This window comes from Pseudomonas sp. Pf153 (assembly GCF_001269775.1).
Taxonomy (GTDB): domain Bacteria; phylum Pseudomonadota; class Gammaproteobacteria; order Pseudomonadales; family Pseudomonadaceae; genus Aquipseudomonas; species Aquipseudomonas uvaldensis.
In genome coordinates, this window is sequence record NZ_LHVL01000030.1 from 423,320 (window position 1) to 442,988 (window position 19,669).

Genomic DNA, 19,669 nt, shown 5'->3' on the forward strand with positions numbered 1-19,669 from the left:
GTTACTTGAACTGCTCGACGTTCTCCGGCGTGATCAAGCGATACGGCACCCAGACGGCCGGCTCCACCGGCTGCTTCTTGACCATTTTCACCGCTGTATCGATCGAGCCGTCGGCCTGGCCCTTGGCATCCTGAAACACCGAGACGGTCATGTCGCCCTTCTTGATCGCATTCAGGCCGTCCGGTGTGCCGTCAACACCAGCGATCAACACACTGCCCTTCTGGGTGCCCGCCTGTTTGAGGGCCATGGCCGCACCAATCGCCATCTCATCGTTATTAGCGACCACAGCCTGGAACTCACGTCCCTGGGTCAGCCAGTCGTTGACCAGGGTCATGCCCTTATCCCGCAACCAGGTGCCGGTCTGCTCCTGCTCGATCTTGATGTCGGGGTACTTGGCCAGCACCTCCTTGACGCCCTTGGTGCGGTTGGTGGTGGAGTTATTAGCCAGGTCGCCCAGCAGAATCACGATATCGCCCTTGCCGCCCATCTTGTCGGCCAGGTATTGCATCTGCATCCGGCCGGCTTCCAGGTCATCGGAGGCAACGGTCACCACGCCTGCGGGCAGTTTCAGGTCATCTGGCCGGCGGTTGACGTAGACCAGCGGAATACCGGCGGCCACGGCAGCCTTGGTTATGCGCGCAGTGGCGGCGGTGTCCACTGGGTTGACGATGATGGCGTCGACCTTCTGGCTGACGAAGCTTTCCACCTGACTCAGTTGCTTGACCACGTCGCTGCGGGCGTCCTCGAATTGCAGCGTGACACCATCCGGCATGGATTTGGCCTTCTTGTCCATGGATTCGCGCAGGTAGGTCAGCCAGGTGTCATCGAACTGGGACATGCTGACGCCGATCTTGAGGTCCGCCAGGGCTGCGCCGCTGGCAAGCATCAACGACAGGGCCAGCGAGGCGATACGGGTCTTGGTCTTCATGAACGGTCTTTCTCCACATTCTTGTTGGTTTTTATGGATAAGGCGTGGCGGTTCAGGAACGGGGCAAGCACACGATGGGCGCGCCGGGCATGCAACACACCACGGCACCCTTGCGTTGGATGCACAGGGACTCGAACAGAGGAAGGATCGCGGACAGGCGGAACAACTGAAAGGTAAAACGGCTGAAGGTTTTCATCGACGGTACCTGCAGTGTTTCTTGTTTTTGTTTAATTCCTTACCGTGGATGCAAGCTGGCACGGGAAGGAAAAGGATGTCGGTAACCTGGAAATGACTCTATTGGAAAATTTTTTCCATATCAACTTGTTTTAGAATTTTATTCGTTTTTCATTCCATGACCGACCGGTGCGGACAACACCACCACCTGGCCCTGTTCGGCGCTCTGTCGGGTGGCGTCGAGGATTCGGGTGGTCGCCAAAGCATCACGAGCCTCGACTGGCAGCGGGCCGGCGCCTTGCAATGCGGTTTGCAGGCGACGGTAGAACTCGATCCAGCAACCCCGCTCCGACGCCACTCGCTCACGCTCGGTGCCATGTTCGAACCAGCCCCAACGCCGATGTTCCTCAGCGCCCCAGCGTTCACCTTCCGTCGCCGGGCTCAACCCGGCCAACGCCTGGGCCTCCTGCCCGTCGAGACCTTCGACGGTATAGCAGCCCTCGCTGCCGCTGACCCGAAATCGCGGGCGCGGTGCGTTCTGCACGCAGCTGCCGCTCAAGTGGGACACCACACCGCTGACGTGGACCAATGACATGAAGAAGCCGTTGTCAAACACCTGGCCGGGTTCACGGTACTCCAGCTCGCCGTAAACCCGCACCACCGGTCCGAACAGTTGCAGCGCCTGATCCACCAAATGGCTGCCCAGATCGCGAAGGAATCCGCCACCGCTGCCCTTACCGACCGACGCGGGCGAATAGCGCTCGACGCTGGACTCGAATCGACTGATCTGCCCCAACACCCCGGAATCCAGGAGCTTGCGCACGGTCAGGAAGTCCGAGTCCCAGCGGCGATTCTGGTACACACTCAACGGAACATTGTTCCGCTCGGCCGCCACGACGAGGGCCTGGGCTTGCAGGGCATCGGCGGCGAACGGCTTGTCGCTGACCACCGCGACGCCACGTTCGATGGCCTCCATCACCACAGCCGGGCGCCCGTCCAAAGGGGTAGACACCACCACCGCATCGACGCCGGCCCCCACCAATTGTTCCAGTGTGTCAAACGCCTTTGCGCCCGGATGCTCCGCCGCCAATTGCCGGCGCCGCTCGACGGACCGGGTCACCACGCCCACGAACGTCGTCCCCGGCAAACTGCTGATCAGCGGCGCATGAAAAAACCGCCCGCCCTTGCCGTAGCCCACTAGTCCGATTCGCATGCAAGCTCCTTATGACTCACTGAATGAACACACCCCCTGTGGGCTAGTCGTAGAACCGCGGGCGTTCAGGCAGCTCGATCCTGACTATTTGCCCGCTCTGCTGTGCTTCAATGCAGGCATCGGCCGCCACCGCCGCGGCAAAGCCATCCCAGGCCGACGGGCCGCCTACCTGACCGGCGCGCACGCCGTCGATGAAGGCCTGCAACTCGACGTCATAGGCAGCGATGAACCGATCCTTCCAGTCCATCAGGATGGCGTTGGACAGCTTGGCACCGCTGCGCAGTTGGACCTGGGGAGGCTCCGGCAGCTTGGCGATGCCGGTTTCCCCCACCACTTCGCATTGGATGTCATAGCCGTACTGGCAGTTGACGAACACCTCGACGTCGATGCGCGTGCCCCTGGTGGTTTCCAGCAAGACGATCTGCGGGTCCCGCAGATGAGTCAGGGCCTTGCTGCTCTTGCGCGGGAACACCACTTGTACCGACACGTAGTCATCGGCCAGCAGCCAACGCAACACGTCCAGTTCATGGATCAAGGTGTCGGTGATCGCCATGTCGGTCTTGTAGTTTTCCCCTACGCGGGGATTGCGGTGGGCACAATGCAGCATCAACGGTTCGCCGATCTGGCCGCTGTCGATCACTGATTTGAGCGCCCGGTAGCCTTCATCGTACGGGCGCATGAAGCCGACCTGCACCAGCCGCTTGCCGTGAGCCACCTCAGCCTCGACGATCCGACGGCAGCCTTCGGCCGTAACCGCCAGGGGTTTTTCACAGAACACCGGTTTGCCGGCGGCGATCGCCGCCAGCACGAACGCCTCGTGGCTCGGCCCCCAGGACGTAACCAGAATCGCCTCCACCTCTGGCGCCTTGATCAAGGCGTGGCCGTCGGGATACACCTCGGCCGTCAGGTTCAGATCGGCCACCACCTTCGCCGCCTGAGCGAGGTTGATATCGGTCACTGCTACCACCTGGCTGTGGAGCAACGCCTGGCTGCAACGACGGATATGGTCCTGGCCAATGGCCCCGGTGCCAATGACGCCCAGCTTCAAAGACATGTGCAACTCCTTGTTCGTGTTGTTCGGTGGGGGCAATCAATACTGACGGGCCTGTGCCAGTCTTTCGTTCAGGGTTTTAGCGGCGGCATCGGTGCGAGCGCTGGTGGAGACTTGTGCCACGCCGACCCGCCACCACGACAGATAGCCGTGGATCATGGTTTTGGGCAGCACCTTGATGTCGATCAGGGTCGAGACCGTTTGCAGCCGCGCATCGGCCAGGGCCGCGTACAGTTCTTCCAGATTTTTCACCTTGTAGGTCTTGCAACCGTAGGCCGCCGCGCTCATGGCGAAATCCACCGGTACGAAAGCGCCATCCAGCTTGCCGCTGTCCGGGTTGCGGAAGCGGAACTCGGTGCCGAAGCTGTCCATGCCGTTGCCCATCTGCAGGTTGTTGATGCAGCCGAATGCCATGTTATCCAGCAGCACCACATTGATCTTGCGTCGCTCCTGGATCGAGGTCGCCAGCTCCGAGTGCAACATCATGTAGGAGCCATCGCCCACTAACGCATAGACCTCTTTGTCGGGCTCGGCGAGCTTCACGCCCAACGCTGCGTTCACCTCATAGCCCATGCACGAATAACCGTACTCCAGGTGATAGGTGTTCACGCCCTTGCTGCGCCAGCTACGTTGCAAGTCGCCGGGCAAGCTACCGGCGGCGGCGACGATGATCGCATCATCGGCCAGGACTTCATTGAGGGTACCCAGCACGCGGCTCTGGGTCAGGCATGAGCCGGTGAGCTCGATGAACTCACGGAACACCGCCGGGTCCATGCCGTCGTTGATTTCCGGAATGAAATCCTGGATTTGATAATCCGCCTGGAAGACCCGATCCACCTCGGCATCCAATTGCGCCTTGGCATCGGCGATCCCCCCGCCCCATTCGGCACGGTAGTCGCCCAGCGCGGCGGACAGCGCCTCCAGGCCCGCTCGGGCGTCGGCCAGCAGTTGCACGCCGTCCAGTTTCAAAGCATCGCACGGGCTGATATTCAGATTGAGAAACTGCACATCCGGATGCTGGAACAGCCACTTGGAACCGGTGGTGAAATCGCTGTAACGGGTGCCGATACCGATGATCAGGTCCGCTTCCTTGGCCAGCCGGTTCGCCGCCAGACAACCGGTTTCGCCGACGCCGCCCACGTTAAGCGGATGGCTGGACACCACCGCGCTCTTGCCGGCCTGGGTTTCGGCGAACGGAATGTCAAAACGCTCGGCAAAGGCTTGCAGCGCAGCATTGGCACCGGAGTAACGCACGCCGCCTCCACAGATGATCAAGGGCCGACGCTTGCCCTTGAGCAACGCCAGGGCATCACCGAGCATCGCTTCGGTGGCCGGACGTCGGTCGATGCGATGCACGCGTTTTTGCAAGAAGTAATCCGGGTAATCGTAGGCTTCGGCTTGCACATCCTGGGGCAGCGCCAGGGTCACCGCGCCGGTTTCGGCCGGATCGGTGAGCACGCGCATGGCATGGATCGCGGCGGTCATCAGTTGCTCGGGACGGTTGATGCGGTCCCAGTATTTGCTCACCGCCTTGAATGCGTCGTTGGTGCTGATGCTCAGGTCATGGAATTGCTCGATCTGTTGCAGCACCGGGTCCGGCTGGCGGCTGGCGTAGACATCGCCGGGCAACAGCAGCAAGGGGATGCGATTGGCCGTCGCGGTGGCCGCGGCAGTCAGCATGTTCGCCGCGCCAGGGCCGACCGATGAAGTACAGGCGTAAATCTTGCGGCGCAGGTGCTGCTTGGCGAAACCGATGGCCGCGTGGGCCATGCCCTGCTCGTTGCGGCCCTGATGCACCAACAGGTCGCCGCTGTCCTGCTCCAGCGCCTGTCCCAGGCCCAGCACATTGCCGTGGCCGAAAATGGTGAAGACCCCAGCGATAAACTTGCTCTGGACCCCATCGACCTCGACGTACTGGTTATCGAGGAATTTCACCAGGGCCTGGGCCATGGTCAGTCGTGTTGTGGACATGCGTGCACCTTGTCTGGAATGCAAATCTGGCTGCTGGCTGAATCCCACGGGGCCGTTCCCTCATCTTGATAGTGGTGTCATGCCTGCAGGTTCTGCAGGTGACTCATACTCGCCCCCAGCGCCTGGCGAATATCGGCCAGTTCATGAACGCTCTCGGCGAACGGTTCGAAGGACAAGTAGCCTTCATACCCACCGGCCCGCAACGCCTCGATCTGCTGGGCATTACCCAGGATGTCGCCCTCGCCCACCAGCACCCGATGGCCGTCGCGAATCGTTGCCAGGGGCGCCTGGGCATCTTCGACGCCGGAGATGTGCACCAGCCCGGTCAGTTCGGGAAAGAGCTCCCGCTCGCCCGCCAAGTGATGGTGAAAGGTGTCATGCACCAGGCGGAACACATCCAGCCCACCGATGGCCTCGATGGTGTCCACCGCTGTGCGCTTGAGCCGTAGCGAGCACTCCTCGAAACCCAGGGGCTCGATGAAACCATAGACACCAAAGGCCCGCAGAACAGGCGCCAGTTCACTGAGCGCCGTACGCAGCCCCGCCGCGCGCTCGGCCTCGCTGCGGGGATCGGCACGATCGTTGAGCGGACACATCACCACGGCCTCGGCACCGCATTCGCGGGCGTAGTCGGCCAGCCTCACGGCCTGGGCCCTGCGGTCTTCGTTCCACACATCGAAGGGGTACAGGGCGTTGATCGACAACACCTTGATGCCCCGGGCCCCGCACAATTCGCGCACGCGAGCGGGCGGCATGCCGTTCTCGATTTCCACGCCTTTGAGGTCGTTGCGGATTTCGATGGCATCGGTTTTCAAGGCCAGGGCCAGGTCGATGAAATCGGGCAGTGGCAAGCGTGGGGCAACCATTCGGTTCAGGGCAAAACGCAGGGGCTTGTTCATTGTTATTCCTCCGGCATTGTTGCAACAGGCTATGGAGCATCAGAGGTCCAGCAGCCAACTGTGCTGCGGGTCGTTATGGAACTGCCAGACGCGCTTCGGTCCGGCCATGACGTTCAGGTAATAGGACTCGTACCCATAGGGCACGCTGACCGGGTGATAGCCCTTGGGAACCACTACCAGATCGTTGTTCTCCACGGCCATGGCCTGGTCGATGCTGCGATCGTCGGTGTAGACCCGCTGGAACACGAAACCCTGGGACGGGTTGACCTGGTGATAATAGGTTTCTTCCAGGAAGCTCTGGTGCGGCAGGTCGTCGGTGTCGTGCTTGTGGGGCGGATAGCTTGAGGAATGGCCCGACGGGGTGCGCACCTCCACGACCAGCAGCGAATGGGCGGGCTCGCTGTCCGGCAAAATATCGCAGATGTATCGGGTGTTGGCGCCCTTGCCCCGCACGCTGCGCTTCATGCTGTCCGGGCGGATCAGCCGCGGGCCGTATTCGTTTTCACTGGAGCCCGGCGCCGCGCACACCGCCAGTTGCACGTCGCTCAAGGCGGTTACCTGGGCCTGGCTGCCGGGCGGAAGGTAAGCGGCGTACGGCGATTTGTCCTCGAACACCGACTGGCGATCACCAAGGTTGTCCCAATCGAAAGCTCCCTGCCCCGGCGCCTCCCCCTTGAGGCGGATGCGACCGCTGAGCAGCACCAGGCACAGCTCCTTGTCACCGGCCGCCACCGACAGGTTTTCACCGAGACTCAGGCGGTAGGCGCAAAATCCGACGTATTCCAGCTCTCCACGGGGCAGTTCGACCAGGGTCCGACCGCCGGATTGGCTCTTGATCAACAAGCTCATGCCATCGCCCTCTCTTGCAGCAAGGCACGCAGGGTGTCGTAGCCTTTCTTGGCGTAGACATAGCTCGGTGCGACGGCGGGATCCTGTTCGGCCTCCACCACCAGCCAGCCCTGATAATCAGCGGCCAGCAGGACGTCCAGCAACGCGGCGAAGTCGATATCGCCATCCCCCGGCACGGTGAAGGTGCCGTTGATGATGCAGTCCGGGAAACTCCAGAGATTGTTGCGCGCCAGTTGCACCACCGGTTTGCGCACGTCCTTGAAGTGCACATGGCAGACTCGCTCGATGTGCTTGCGCAACACCTGCAAGGGCTCGCCGCCCCCCATGTAGCAGTGGCCCGAATCGAACAGCAGGCCGACTTCGCTACCGGTCAGGGCCATGAGTTTGTCAATGTCCGAGGGCGATTCCACATAGGCCCCCATGTGGTGGTGATACGCCAGGCGCACGCCTCGGGACAACGTGAAGCGGGCCAGTTCGGTCAATTTGTCGGCGTAGGTCTGCCAGGCTTCGTCGGTGTGAAAACGCGGCCGCTCGACCAGAGCAATCCGCTGGCCCTGAATGGAATCGGCGACCTCGCCGTACACCAGCACGGTCGCCCCGTTCTGCGCCAGCAACTCGACATGGCTGGCGATGGCATCGATTTCCTCAGCCGCCGAACGCCGGGCCAGACGACTGGAATACCAGCCGGAAACGAGGGCAAGGTCGTAGGGCCGCAGCACATCGCCGACACCCTTGGCGTCCTTGGGAAACTTGCCGTTGAGTTCGAAACCTTCATAGCCGATGGCCTTGCCTTCGCTCAGCGCCGTGCTCAGGGGCGTCTCGCCACCCAACGATGGCAAGTCGTCATTGCTCCAGGAAATCGGGTTGATGCCAATTCGAATAGCGGGCATGGCTGCACCTTTTATTGTTTTTACAGATCAGTAAAACGACGCTGAGTCCTTGTGGGAGAGGGCTTGCTCGCGAAAGCGGTGTGTCAGGCGGTATCGAAGTTGACTGGTACCGCCGTCTTCGCGAGCAAGCCCGCTCCCACATCTGAATGTCATAGGCTGTCACGCCCGGGCCGCACGCCACGCATCGATCAACTCCACAAAAGTGCCCTGCACCTGCCCGATCAGCGTTTCGTCATCGATTTCCCCGGCGAGCCAAGCCCGGCTCGGTTCCTGGAAAATCGTGCGTCCGACCGCAAAACCCCGGCACGTCGTGCTCTGGCTGGCCTGGCGAAAACCTTCTGCCAGTGCCGCCGCCGGGGCATTGAGGCCCAGCAAGACCACGCCTCGGCAGTACGGGTCACGTTGCTGGATCAACTCATCGAGCTGCTTCCACTCCTGCGCGGTCTGGGCTTCGATTTTCCACCAGGCCGGGAAGATACCCAGGTTATAGAGGCGCTTGATGGCCCGATACAGCACATCCGGGTGCTGTGATGGATGATCCTTGGGTGGAATGACCTCCAGCAGCAATTCATGGCCGCTGACCTGGGATGCCTTGTACAGCCCCATCAACTGGGCCTCCTGCTCCAGGCGCAGCAGCGGTTCGTCGTCGGGGTGGTACTGCACCAGGCACTTGATGATCTGCTCGACAGGCCAGGCGATCAGGTTGCTGCCAATGGAACGCCCATGCTCGAACGCCAACGGTCGCGACCCCTGCACCTCCACCGGTCGCGCCACCCACCAGCCGCGGCCGGTGGCGGCATTGAGCGAGTCCTGGCCGAAACGCTGGTCGGCCAACAACCCGACATCGGCCTCGATGCCCTGGTGTCGCAGATCGGCTTCGACCCGCTCCACCGCCTGGATGAACAGTTGCTTGAGTTCGCCGATGCTGCTCAGGTCCCGATCACCCTTTTGAGCCAGCTCCACCAGTTGACCGCGATGGTCGAAGGCGAAGATGAACAGCTGCTTCCAGGTTTTGCGAGGCACGCTGACCTGATGCAAGCGCTGCAACGCAACGTCCTGGTCCGGCCGCGTGATCGGCACCGGACTGTTGAACAGGTAATCGAGCTCGGCCCGGGTCGGCATTGCCGGGGCACAGGCATGGCGCGACACCACCAGGCCCCCGCAGGCGTTGGCCAGTTGGCAGCAGCGCGCATCGTCAGCGTCCTCCAGCCAACCGGCGAGAAAGCCCGACATGAACGCGTCACCCGCGCCCAGGACGTTCAAGACTTCTACCCGGACCCCCGGATAAATCGCACCGTCTTCCAGTCGATCCGGGATGGCACCATGGATCACCGTACATCCCTGCGGGCCGAGCTTGACCACCAGGGTCGCGGTCGTCAGAGACCGTACGGTGCGCAGTGCTGCCAGCAGGTCCGTGCTGCCACCGGCAATCAGGAATTCTTCTTCGGTGCCGACGATCAGGTCGAAACGCGACAGGATGCCTTGCACATGGCGGCTGACGGTCTGGTCGGCGACGAAACGGGTTTGCCCATCGGCCTTGCCGGTCAGCCCCCAAAGCACTGGCCGATAGTCGATGTCCAGGATGCGTTTGACGTTGTGTTTTTCAGCATGGTCCAGCGCCTGGATGCTGGCCTTGTAGACGCTTTCGGTCGAGAAATGAGTGCCGGTGATCAACAGGGATTTGCTGGAGGCGATGAAGGCTTCGTCAATGTCTTCGGCGCGCAGCGCCATGTCGGCGCAGTTTTCCCGATAGAACACCAGGGGAAAGGTTTCGCGGTCCTTGATACCCAGCAGGACCATGGCGGTGAGACGTTCTGGGTCGACCTTGATGCCGCTGACATCGCAGCCCTCACGTGCCAGGGACTCCACCAGGAAGCGGCCCATGTGGTCGTCCCCCACGCGGCTCAGCATGGCTGACCTGAGCCCGAGCCGAGCGGTGCCGAACGCGATGTTGGCCGAAGACCCGCCCAGGTATTTGGCGAAGCTTGAGACATCTTCCAGCCGCGCCCCGACTTGCTGCGCGTACAGGTCGACACCCAGGCGTCCCAGACAAATCACATCCAATTGACGCCCACTGGCAAAACGAGTCTGGCCCATGCTGGCTCCTGTTATTTTTATCAGCCTGCGATCGCTGCCGAGAGCGGCGCCAACGCATTTGGTGAATGCAGACTAAAACGAGCCACGGGCTTGGATCAACAAATATTCTATAAATTTTTTATGTGGAATATTTTTTCCAATACACTGCGCGACGAACCGGGTCGGACGCAGTGCATCGTTTCAGCACGTAACGTGACTCGCCGCGCTCATTATTTTCCGTGCGCCTACGCTGTAGACTGCAACCAGCCAACCCGTTGCCGAGGGCCGGCCTGTTACCGGACCGCCCTACAAGAACAAGCCAGAAGGATTTCCTATGACCCGCCCCGATCTGACGGAGCCGTCCGAGCGCGCGTCCGCCCCCTCAAGCCCACCGATCAACGCCGAGCGTCTGTTGCAACTGATCACCGAAGAATACGAAAGCCTGCCGCGCCAACTCAAACGCATCGCCAGCTACATGAGCCAGCAGAGCGACCGGATCATGGTCGACCGCATCAGTGACATTGCCCGCGAGTGCGAAGTGCACCCCTCGGCCATCGTGCGCTTTTCCCAACGCTTCGGGTTCAGCGGTTTCAGTGAAATGCAGGCGTTGTTCCGCGAGGCCTACACCCACAAGGCCACTCCGGTACAGAACTACCAACAGCGCATCCGCAGCATGATCGCCAACAAGTCGCAAAAAGCCAGCGGCGGCGACCTGGCACGTGAATGCATCAGCGCCACGCTATCGGGCATCGAACGACTGGGGCTTGAACTGGATGACCAGGCGTTCGACAAGGCCGTGGACCTGGTGGTCAATGCCGACAACATTTATGTCGTGGGCGTACGGCGGTCTTTTGCGGTGGCCGATTATCTGGTCTACAACCTGCAACACACCAACAAACGCATTCACCTGGTGTCCGGGCTGGGGGGCAGTTATCGCGAGCAAATGCGCAGCGTACGGGCCAACGACCTGGTGATCGCCATCAGCTTTACGCCCTATGGCAAGGAAACCCAACACTGCCTGCGTATCGCCCAGCATTATCAGGCCAAGACGCTGATCATCACCGACAGCAACCTGTCCCCCCTGGCAAAACGGGCCAACACGGTGTTGCTGGTCAACGAAGGCAGCTCGTTCGCCTTCCGTTCGCTGAGCGCCACCCTTTGCCTGTGCCAGGCTCTGTTCATCGCCGTGGCCTACCGACTGGAGCTCAAGGTCGATGAGATCCATGAGCAAGCAGGATTCGAGGATTAATCTGCGCTTCATTAATTGCTGAAGGAAAAGCCATGAAACTGATCGGTATGCTGGACTCGCCTTATGTGCGACGCGTCGCCATTTCCGCCAAATGCCTGGGTATTTCTCTCGAACACGCGTCGGTTTCGGTGTTCAGGCATTTCGAGCAGTTCCACAGCATCAACCCGGTGGTCAAGGCGCCCACAATGGTGCTCGACGATGGCACGGTCCTGATGGATTCGACGTTGATCATCGACTATCTGGAGGCGCTGGCCGCACCGGGCAAAAGCCTGATGCCGAACGATCTCGGGCAACGGACACAGTCACTTCGCCTGATCGGACTGGCACTCGCGGCGTGCGAAAAATCGGTACAGATCTACTACGAACGCACTCTGCGGCCGGCGGACATTCAACACGCGCCGTGGCTCGAACGGGTTCAAGGCCAACTACTGGCGGCCTATACCGCGCTGGAGCAGGAACTACAGAAACAACCCCTGGCCTGCGATGGCTCGATCGATCAAGCCGGCATTACCGTAGCAGTGGCCTGGAGCTTCACAAATCTTGTGGTACCTGACCAGGTGCAGGGCAAGCCCTTCCCGTTGATCAGTGCGTTCACGGCGTATGCCGAGGGGCTGGAAGCGTTTGTCAGTACGCCGATGGAGTAGCGTTTGTTTCAGGATGACCGCAAACCTGTATTCACCATAGTCTCCCTGTGGGAGCAAGGCTTGCCCGCGATAGCGGTGGATCAGTTGGCGGTGTTGTTGTCCGCACCGCCGCTATCGCGGGCAAGCCTTGCTCCCACAGGTGTTCGAATGCCCCAGAAGGTGTAATCACCCCAAATCCCGGGACCGCTCAGGCCAACGCCATTTCCTTCGGTTCGTCAGCCGGCACCACCTCGAACCGATCCGCCAGGAACGGGGTGATGTCCAGCGGTAATGGCTCGTTGTTCACCAGTTTGTCCAGCAGCACCCCGGTGATCGCCGAGGTCAGGATGCCGGTGCGGAAATGTCCGCAGGCATTGAGGTATCCCTCCACGCCTCGCATCGGCCCCAGGATCGGCAACTCATCGGGAGAGCCAGAACGCAAACCGGCCCAGGTCCGCTTGAGATTGATGTCGGCCAGTTGCGGGATGCATCGCACGGCTCCCTGCACCAGCCCTTCGATCTCCGGGTAGGTGGTGGTCACGTCGAAGCCTTTGTCCTCGGTGGTGCTGCCGATCAGGATTTCGCCGTTGTCTTTCTGCGCCACATAGCAGTCGCTGGTGGTCAGGCAGCCGTTGAGAATTTTCGGCATGCGTTCGGTCAGCAGGATCTGGCCTTTGACCGGTTTGACCGGAATCCGCACGCCAGTAGCCTGCTCGCTCAGGTCTGCCGCCCAGGCGCCGGCGGCGTTGATCAGCGTCCTGCAGCCGAAAGTGCCCGCCTCGGCGGTTTTCACCCCCGTGACCCGCGCCCCCTTGCGCAGAACCTCGGTGACATTGGTATTGAAGAACATGTCGACGCCGTTCTGCCGGGCACCTTCGGTATAGGCATCCGCCAGGCGGAACGGACTGACCTGATGGTCGCACAGGAACTCCAACGCTCCCCTCGCCTCATGACTGACACTCGGTTCGGCCTCGCGCAGGGCGGCCTGGTCCAGCCAGCGCACTTGATCGGCCAGATGGGGAATACAGGCGACGATATGTTCGGCGTACAAGCGGTCCTCGTCGTCATAGATCACGAATTTGAGCCCGGTCTGCTCGAACTTGAAATCCATGCCGTGATTGTCGATCAGTTCCCTGTGCAGCTGGGGGTACATCGCGTTGGACTGCAAGGCGAAGTCGAAGAACGACTGGGGCAGGATGTGCGGCGTACTGGCGTCCACCGCCACGGCGGCGCCCTGGGCCTTACGCTTGCGATTGGCCGACATCATGCGAAAGAAAATCACCCCGCAACCCAGCCCCACGGATTCGCCGATGGCCCACAGGCCTCCGGCGGATGCCCGGGTGGCATTGCCCGGACGCTTGGCATCGATCAGGGCGATTTTCAGCTCCTTGCGCTTGGACAACTGATAGGCGCAGGAAGCCCCGATTACACCGCCGCCGGCGATGACGACGTCATATTCCTTGAGGTACTGATGCTCAATCATGCTGTACGCCCTCCTGGCCTACATTGACGAATGCGGAAAAAGGGACAGGATCGATGGGAAAGCGCGGTCGCAGCCAACCGACATCCGCGCGACCGGTGGCTTCGCGCAGCCGGTCGCTGCAATAACCGACGCACATCCGCCCCTGGCAGTCGCCCATGCTCACGCGGGTGCGCATTTTCAGGCTGGCCATGTCTTGCACGCCCTGCTCCAACGCCCGATCGATATCGGCACGGGTCGCATGCTCGCAACGGCAGATCACCGTATCGGCGGAGGGCAATGCGGTCTGCCCCGCACCGCGGCGGGTATAACGATCCACGGCGGCGCGGAAACGAACGATACGGTCCAACTGCGCCTGGTATCGCTCGCGGCGTTCGAGGGCGACGCGGGAATCGATCACGTTGCCCTGCATCAGAATCGACAGGGCGGCGATGCGTCCGCTCAGCATGGCGGCTTCACCGCCACGGATCCCGCCCATGTCGCCGGCCAGGTGGATATGGGCCTCGCTGCTCTGTTGCCAGGCGTCGGACACCGCCCTCAGATAGCCGTCGTCGCTGAAGCCATGCTCCAGGCCCATCTGCTGGCTCAACTGGGTGCGCGGAATGAAGCCGTAGCCGACCGCCAGTGTCTGGGCCGGTACCTGTTCGGCACGGGTCAGGTCGGGCTCCCAGTCGCTGGAATAGGGAGCGACGGTGACGCAGCTCAATTCATCCTCACCATCGGCCCGCACCACGCCCCAGCCATAATGCACGGCAATACGGTGCAGCTTGAGGTATCCCAGCATGCTCAAGCCGTCGAGAAACAGCTGTGGCTTGTTCAGCAGGGCCAGGCTTTCCCTGGCGATCCTGCCAAATGCACATGCCTCGTAGACGCCGGCCACCGCCACGCCCGCCGCATGCAGCTGACAGGCCACCAGCGGCAGCAACGGGCCGGTGCCCGCGATCACCACGGGGCTTGGCGGCTTGACTACACCACTCTTGATCTGCAGCTGCAGCCCCCCCAGCAGCATCACCCCGGGGAGTGTCCAGCCGGGAAACGGCACACTGCGCTCATGGCAACCGGCCGCCAGCACCAGGTGGGAATAGGTGATCTCCCGTACCCGCTCTTCGGCATCCAGCAGCATCAGCGCCCGAACCCCTTCGGTGCCAATGACCCGGCTCTCGAGCCGGACGTCGATCAGACCGGCATACCGATGGAACTCGCCATGGAGTTTACCCAAGGCTTCGCTATAGCGTGGCCCCAGGTAGTCCAGGCTCACGCCGTCGCGCAACGGCCCACGGTACACCACGCCACCCAGGCGCGGCGCCTCTTCGAGCAAGGTGCAGCGCACTCCATGGGCGGCCAGCTCGATGGCCGCGGCCATTCCCGCCGGTCCACCGCCAACGATCACGGGATCGAGACTCATGGCGCCTCCGTTTCGGCAATGCGGTTGGTCCGGGTTTCGATCTGCATGCCGGGACGCACCCGGGTCTGGCAGGCGCGGCGCTTGTGGCGCCCGTCGATCTTGACCAGGCAGCACTGGCACACACCCATGCCGCAATATGCGCCGCTGATCTGATGATGGTCGTTGCGAGCCACCTGGCGCTGGCCCAGGGACTGGATGACCGTGAGAACGGTTTCGCCATGGGCGGCGTCGACGGTCCGCCCATCCAGGCACACCGTCATGTCGGCCCTTGCCAACGGCTGGATATCGAATTTTCGACGTAGAGGGTCTTGAGGCTGCATGATGCTGCTCTTCCTTGATGTTTTCATTGAAGGACCCGTGAGGTCTCCGCTCCTTGCAGCACACCATCACCGGTGTGCGTCGGTGCCTGGATCAACGCGCCAAAGCAGGGCAACCGATGCAACATGATAGTGCGGGCGAAAATCATGTTATGGATTATTTGTGACCAAGTGTTGACCCAGGCCAGTGAAACCGCTTGCCGGCTCGATGAACTTTTTTTCAGAAAGCCGACAGGTAATATTTGGCAGAATGCTGCGCAATGGCATCAATTTCCAACCTGGTATCGCCCATGAACCGCATCCTGACCATCGAAGACGACGCCGTGACCGCCCGTGAAATCGTCGCCGAGCTGACCCGCAACGGCCTGAGTGTCGATTGGGTCGACAACGGCCGCGAGGGTCTGGAGCGTGCGGTAAGCGGCGACTACGACCTGATTACCCTTGACCGCATGCTGCCCGAGCTCGACGGCCTGGTCATCGTCACTACGTTGCGCGACATGGGCGTGGCGACGCCCATTCTCATGATCAGTGCCCTGTCCGATGTGGATGAGCGGGTACGTGGCCTGCGGGCCGGCGGTGACGACTACCTGACCAAACCCTTCGCCACCGACGAGATGGCTGCCCGTGTCGAAGTATTGCTGCGCCGTAGCAATAGCGCCCAGGAGACAGAAACCGCGTTGCGAGTGGCCGATCTGGAGCTGAACCTGATCAGCCGCGAAGCCAGTCGCAACGGGCAGTTGCTCAGCCTGTTGCCCACCGAATACAAGCTGTTGGAATTCCTGATGCGCAACAGCGGGCAGATCCTGTCGCGCATGATGATTTTCGAAGAAGTCTGGGGTTATCACTTCGATCCCGGCACCAATCTGATCGATGTCCACATCGGCCGTCTGCGCAAGAAAATCGACCCACCGGGCCTGGAACCCCTGATTCGCACGGTTCGAGGTTCCGGCTATGTCATTGCTGAACCCCGCTAAGGGCTGGCGCTCCTCCAGCAGTCGCCTGCTGGCGCTGTACAGTGCGCTGTTCGTGATATGGAGCGCCTTGCTGATGGGGGTGATGTACTACGAAGTGTTCGGCTACCTCGACAGCCTGGCCCGACATTCCATGATGCAGCGTCAGCATCTGTTCGCCCATATCCGAGCCGATCAGCTGGAAGATGCACTCATGGCCAGCCTGACCCTGGACGAGCGCGGGGTCGATGCCTATGGCCTGTTCGATCCGCAATTGCGGCATCTGAGCGGGCCGATCCAGCGGATTCCCGTCGACCTCCCCCTCGATGGCAAGATCCACATGCTGGGCAGCTGTGGCGACTACGATGCTCCGGACGTGCCTTCCGACAGTTGCGACGCAGTGGCGACCCGGACCCAGGACGGGCGCTGGCTAGTGTTGGCGCGGGACAACGGTTCGCTCTTCGCGGTCACGCACATCATTCTGCGTGCGCTGCTATGGGGGGTCTCGCTGACCATCCTGCCGGGTCTCGCCGGCTGGCATCTGTTGCGGCGCCGACCGCTGCAGCGTATCCGCAAGCTGCAAGCCAGTGCCGAGGCCATCGTGGCGGGCGACCTCACCCATCGTCTTCCGCTGTCGAGCCGACGCGATGAACTGGACATGCTGGCGGCGATCGTCAATGCCATGCTCGATCGCATCGAGCGCCTGATGAATGAGGTCAAGGGTGTATGCGACAACATCGCCCATGATCTGCGCACGCCGCTCACCCGTCTGCGCGCCCAGCTTTATCGCATACAGCAGGAAGCCGAGGAAGGCTCACCCGAAGCCATGCAGATGGATCAGGTGATTGCCGAGACCGATACCCTGATGGCTCGGTTTCGCGGGCTGCTGCGCATCTCCGAACTGGAAGACCAGCAGCGCCGCTCGGGATTCGTACGCCTCGATCCCTTGCAACTATTGCAGGAACTACACGATTTCTATTTGCCCGTGGCCGAAGAGCGGGAGTTGGCCTTCAGTCTAGAGGTGCCCGACAGCCTGCCCCTGCTCAATGGTGACCGAGCGTTGCTGTTCGAAGCCGTATCGAACCTGCTGAGCAACTCCATCAAGTTCACACCGCCAGGAGGTGTGGTGATCCTGCGCGGTGTCGACCAGGGCGACAGTACCCTCATCGAGGTACTCGACTCCGGCCCCGGTATCCCGGAGGCGGAGCGCCAGGCGGTGTTCCGTCGTTTCTACCGTGCCGAGGGCAGCAGCCAGCACGGTGGGTTCGGCCTGGGCCTGTCCATCGTCGCGGCGATTGTCAATTTGCATGGGTTTACACTGGAGGTGAACAGCAGCGAACAGGGCGGAGCGCGGTTGGCACTCGATTGCCGGGCTACGCTGCTGTAACGATCAGGCGGGATCGCCGCGATGCAGCGGAGTGTTCTCCAACTCATAACGCAACTCGTCGATGAGCTTTGCAATGCTCTCTTCCGATCGGACGCTATCGACACTCATCCCACTCACCACCAGGTCGACTTCACCGCTTTCCCGGTGGTAAAGGCGTACGGTGAGCGTGCCGTCGCCATTGAGACTGCATTCACAGGCCAGTGGCGAAAAGTTTTCTTCAAGGCGCAGGCGCAAGGGAGCCAGATGAGTCATGCGCTGCACCCTTCAGGCCTGGAGGCGTGACAGAACGGTATACAGAACTGGCCTTCCGCCCCCCTTGGACGTCCTGTCGATCCCGCTTTTGATTGGCTTGTTGCACATGTGCGTATTCCTTGACTGTTTCGTAGGGACGCGACGTCACCCGCGACGTCGCACGCAGAACAGCCTAAGGAACCCGGTGCACCGGTAAAACCCGTATTTGCACCAGCGCAACCGGTGCATTTGCACTGGCTATCATGGCGCCTTCATCCGCCATTCATTGGCAAACAGACCACGCTCCCGCGCCCAGACGATCGCCTCGCTGCGGCTGTGGACGTCCAGCTTCGAATATAGCGTCGCCACATGATTACGTACGGTATTGGGCGCCAATCTCAAGCGCGAGGCGATTTCCTTATCGGCCAGGCCCTGGCAGATCAACCCCAGCACATCACGCTCCCGAGCCGTCAGTTCGGTGAACGATACGCTGGGTACCGGTGCGTTAATGCTTTTCACATTCGCCAGTTTTTCAATCAGGGTCCGACTGAACCAGGAGGCGTCCTTCATGACCTCTTCAATGGCTGACACCAGTTCCAACTCCGAGCGCTTGCGTTCGGTGATATTCATCAGCACCAGCAGGTAGCAGGGCTTGTCCTGGATCTGCACCGTATCGGCGGCCACTTCACAATCGATGAGTTCACCGCCCTTCTTCTGCACCTTGACATCGAGCCTCGACACGGCAGCGGCGTCTTCCAGCCTGGCAAACAGCGTGGCGCTGGCTTCGTTGTCGATAAAGCCGATTTCCTCCACGGTCTTGCCCAGCAACTCCTCACTGGCGTAACCGGTGGTCCGTAGAAATGCCTCGTTGATTTCCAACAACTGTTGTTCAGCGCTGCATACCAGGGTAGGCACCGGGGACAGACGGAATGATTTGGCGAAGCGTTCTTCGCTCTGGCGTAACGCAGTCTCGGCCTTGCGGCGCGGCTCCATATCCATGAAGGAAAACAACATGCAGTTCTCGTCCTGCAAGTCCAATGGCTGGCCGGCGACGATCACCTGCTTGCTGCCGCCGTCGGGCAGCCTCAGTTCAGCCTGCATTTGCGGGATGGTCGCGCCCTGCCCCAGGCGCTCGATGGCCAGGTCACGTTTTTCCGCGGCTTCGAGCACGTCCAATTCGTACACGGAACGACCGATCACCTGGTCACGACTGTAGCCGGTCATCTCCAGGAAGCCCTGGTTGACCTTGATATAGCGCAGGTCACTGAGGCGGCAGATCACCGCCGGTGCCGGATTGGCAGCAAAGGTTTTTTCGAAACGTTGTTCGGCACTGGCCCAATCGGTGGCATCGCTGAGGATCAGCACCAGATATTCCGGCTCGCCGCCACGGTCGTTCAGGACCATGCTGCGGATGCGGTGGACCCAGGTGCGATCCGGCTCGGCCTCGGGCGTGACTTCAACCAGCACGTCGCTGAACTCATCGCCACGCGCCACCCGGGCGATGGGATAGTTGTCCTCGGGAAGCGGGTGGTTGTTGCGGTAGCGCAAGGCGAAGCGCCGGGCGTACTCCTTGGCATTGCCACCCAGTTCATCGAGTTCCTTGACCCCGTGCATAGTCAAAGCGGCCTCATTGGCCCAGGCAATCGTCTGGTCGACGCCGATCAGCATCACTCCGTCCGACAGCCCGGCGATGATCTGCAACAACTGACGACGATTGGTATCGGCGTTGGGGACTTCTTGGTTCATTGGGTCTCCATGTGATCAGCAACGCATGGTGGTTACGACCCTACCTGCCAGCGACGCGTTCCCTGCGGAGAACATCGGACGCGGTGTTCCAAAGTGACCTTCGACTAATGTATTAGACCGGTCATCGCATAACTTAAAAGCAATAGTTTCTTGTCCACCGTACCGGATGGCCTAAGCGCAGCGGCTTTACCGAGCCCCTCCCTCACGGCACTCGGGTAGCCTCCCGCTAC

The 19,669-nt window shown here is 61.3% G+C and carries 18 protein-coding genes; 4 read left to right on the forward strand and 14 right to left on the reverse strand.

The genetic code is table 11. The features are described 5' to 3' along the window. Position 1: 1 nt before the first annotated feature. The 9 genes from AD666_RS22990 to iolC all read right to left on the reverse strand — a co-directional run bounded on the left by AD666_RS22990 (position 2) and on the right by iolC (position 10,072). Positions 2-928 carry a sugar ABC transporter substrate-binding protein gene (locus AD666_RS22990; protein ID WP_053157287.1) on the reverse strand — a complete coding sequence of 309 codons (927 nt, stop codon included), beginning with the start codon at positions 926-928 and terminating at the stop codon, positions 2-4. 52 nt (positions 929-980) lie between these two features. Next, entirely contained in the window at positions 981-1,124 is a 144-nt protein-coding gene (locus AD666_RS26655) for a hypothetical protein (protein ID WP_172679662.1), read from the reverse strand. A gap of 138 nt (positions 1,125-1,262) precedes the next feature. Then, complete coding sequence (locus AD666_RS22995) at positions 1,263-2,315, reverse strand: Gfo/Idh/MocA family oxidoreductase (protein WP_053157290.1); 1,053 nt, start codon at positions 2,313-2,315, stop codon at positions 1,263-1,265. A gap of 43 nt (positions 2,316-2,358) precedes the next feature. Continuing rightward, positions 2,359-3,369, reverse strand: a complete 1,011-nt coding sequence (locus tag AD666_RS23000; protein ID WP_053157293.1) for a Gfo/Idh/MocA family protein — start codon at positions 3,367-3,369, stop codon at positions 2,359-2,361. Between the two features lie 36 nt (positions 3,370-3,405). Further along, complete coding sequence (gene iolD / locus AD666_RS23005) at positions 3,406-5,337, reverse strand: 3D-(3,5/4)-trihydroxycyclohexane-1,2-dione acylhydrolase (decyclizing) (protein ID WP_053157296.1); 1,932 nt, start codon at positions 5,335-5,337, stop codon at positions 3,406-3,408. 77 nt (positions 5,338-5,414) lie between these two features. Continuing rightward, positions 5,415-6,236 (reverse strand): TIM barrel protein, encoded by an 822-nt coding sequence (locus AD666_RS23010; protein ID WP_053157299.1) that lies wholly within the window; start codon positions 6,234-6,236, stop codon positions 5,415-5,417. Positions 6,237-6,275: 39 nt separating this feature from the next. Beyond that, positions 6,276-7,085, reverse strand: a complete 810-nt coding sequence (gene iolB / locus AD666_RS23015; RefSeq protein WP_053157302.1) for a 5-deoxy-glucuronate isomerase — start codon at positions 7,083-7,085, stop codon at positions 6,276-6,278. Continuing rightward, positions 7,082-7,975 carry a myo-inosose-2 dehydratase gene (gene iolE, locus AD666_RS23020; RefSeq protein ID WP_053157304.1) on the reverse strand — a complete coding sequence of 298 codons (894 nt, stop codon included), beginning with the start codon at positions 7,973-7,975 and terminating at the stop codon, positions 7,082-7,084. Before iolE ends, iolB begins: the two co-directional genes overlap by 4 nt. 159 nt (positions 7,976-8,134) lie before the next feature. Beyond that, positions 8,135-10,072: a 5-dehydro-2-deoxygluconokinase gene (gene iolC / locus AD666_RS23025; protein ID WP_053157308.1), complete on the reverse strand. Its 1,938-nt coding sequence runs from the start codon at positions 10,070-10,072 to the stop codon at positions 8,135-8,137. A 313-nt stretch (positions 10,073-10,385) separates the two neighbouring features. Here iolC and AD666_RS23030 point away from each other — a divergent pair, with 313 nt between their 5' ends. Then, positions 10,386-11,300, forward strand: coding sequence for a MurR/RpiR family transcriptional regulator (locus AD666_RS23030; protein WP_053157310.1), 915 nt, complete (start codon positions 10,386-10,388; stop codon positions 11,298-11,300). 32 nt (positions 11,301-11,332) lie between these two features. After that, positions 11,333-11,944 (forward strand): glutathione S-transferase, encoded by a 612-nt coding sequence (locus AD666_RS23035; RefSeq protein WP_053157313.1) that lies wholly within the window; start codon positions 11,333-11,335, stop codon positions 11,942-11,944. Between the two features lie 187 nt (positions 11,945-12,131). Here AD666_RS23035 and hcnC read toward each other — a convergent pair whose 3' ends face one another. Genes hcnC through hcnA form a run of 3 tightly spaced genes read right to left on the reverse strand, consistent with a single transcriptional unit; the run spans position 12,132 to position 15,128 of the window. Next, positions 12,132-13,406 (reverse strand): cyanide-forming glycine dehydrogenase subunit HcnC, encoded by a 1,275-nt coding sequence (gene hcnC, locus AD666_RS23040; RefSeq protein WP_053157316.1) that lies wholly within the window; start codon positions 13,404-13,406, stop codon positions 12,132-12,134. Then, positions 13,399-14,808 carry a cyanide-forming glycine dehydrogenase subunit HcnB gene (gene hcnB, locus AD666_RS23045; RefSeq protein ID WP_053157319.1) on the reverse strand — a complete coding sequence of 470 codons (1,410 nt, stop codon included), beginning with the start codon at positions 14,806-14,808 and terminating at the stop codon, positions 13,399-13,401. The genes hcnC and hcnB overlap by 8 nt, the downstream gene beginning before the upstream one ends. Next, on the reverse strand, positions 14,805-15,128 hold the full coding sequence (gene hcnA, locus AD666_RS23050) for a cyanide-forming glycine dehydrogenase subunit HcnA (RefSeq protein ID WP_053157323.1): 324 nt from the start codon (positions 15,126-15,128) through the stop codon (positions 14,805-14,807). Before hcnA ends, hcnB begins: the two co-directional genes overlap by 4 nt. Before the next feature lie 287 nt (positions 15,129-15,415). On the opposite strand from hcnA, the gene AD666_RS23055 reads away from it, so the two are divergent. Both AD666_RS23055 and AD666_RS23060 read left to right on the forward strand, forming a co-directional pair. Next, positions 15,416-16,099: a response regulator transcription factor gene (locus tag AD666_RS23055; protein ID WP_053157325.1), complete on the forward strand. Its 684-nt coding sequence runs from the start codon at positions 15,416-15,418 to the stop codon at positions 16,097-16,099. Continuing rightward, positions 16,077-17,462 (forward strand): HAMP domain-containing sensor histidine kinase, encoded by a 1,386-nt coding sequence (locus tag AD666_RS23060; protein ID WP_053157328.1) that lies wholly within the window; start codon positions 16,077-16,079, stop codon positions 17,460-17,462. The genes AD666_RS23055 and AD666_RS23060 overlap by 23 nt, the downstream gene beginning before the upstream one ends. Before the next feature lie 3 nt (positions 17,463-17,465). Here the strand turns inward: AD666_RS23060 and AD666_RS23065 are convergent, their stop codons facing one another. Both AD666_RS23065 and AD666_RS23070 read right to left on the reverse strand, forming a co-directional pair. Beyond that, the gene (locus tag AD666_RS23065; protein ID WP_053157332.1) at positions 17,466-17,714 is read right to left on the reverse strand and encodes a DUF1652 domain-containing protein; all 249 of its coding nucleotides are present in this window, start codon (positions 17,712-17,714) and stop codon (positions 17,466-17,468) included. 240 nt (positions 17,715-17,954) lie between these two features. After that, positions 17,955-19,439 (reverse strand): helix-turn-helix transcriptional regulator, encoded by a 1,485-nt coding sequence (locus tag AD666_RS23070; protein WP_053157335.1) that lies wholly within the window; start codon positions 19,437-19,439, stop codon positions 17,955-17,957. Between the last annotated feature and the right edge of the window lie 230 nt (positions 19,440-19,669).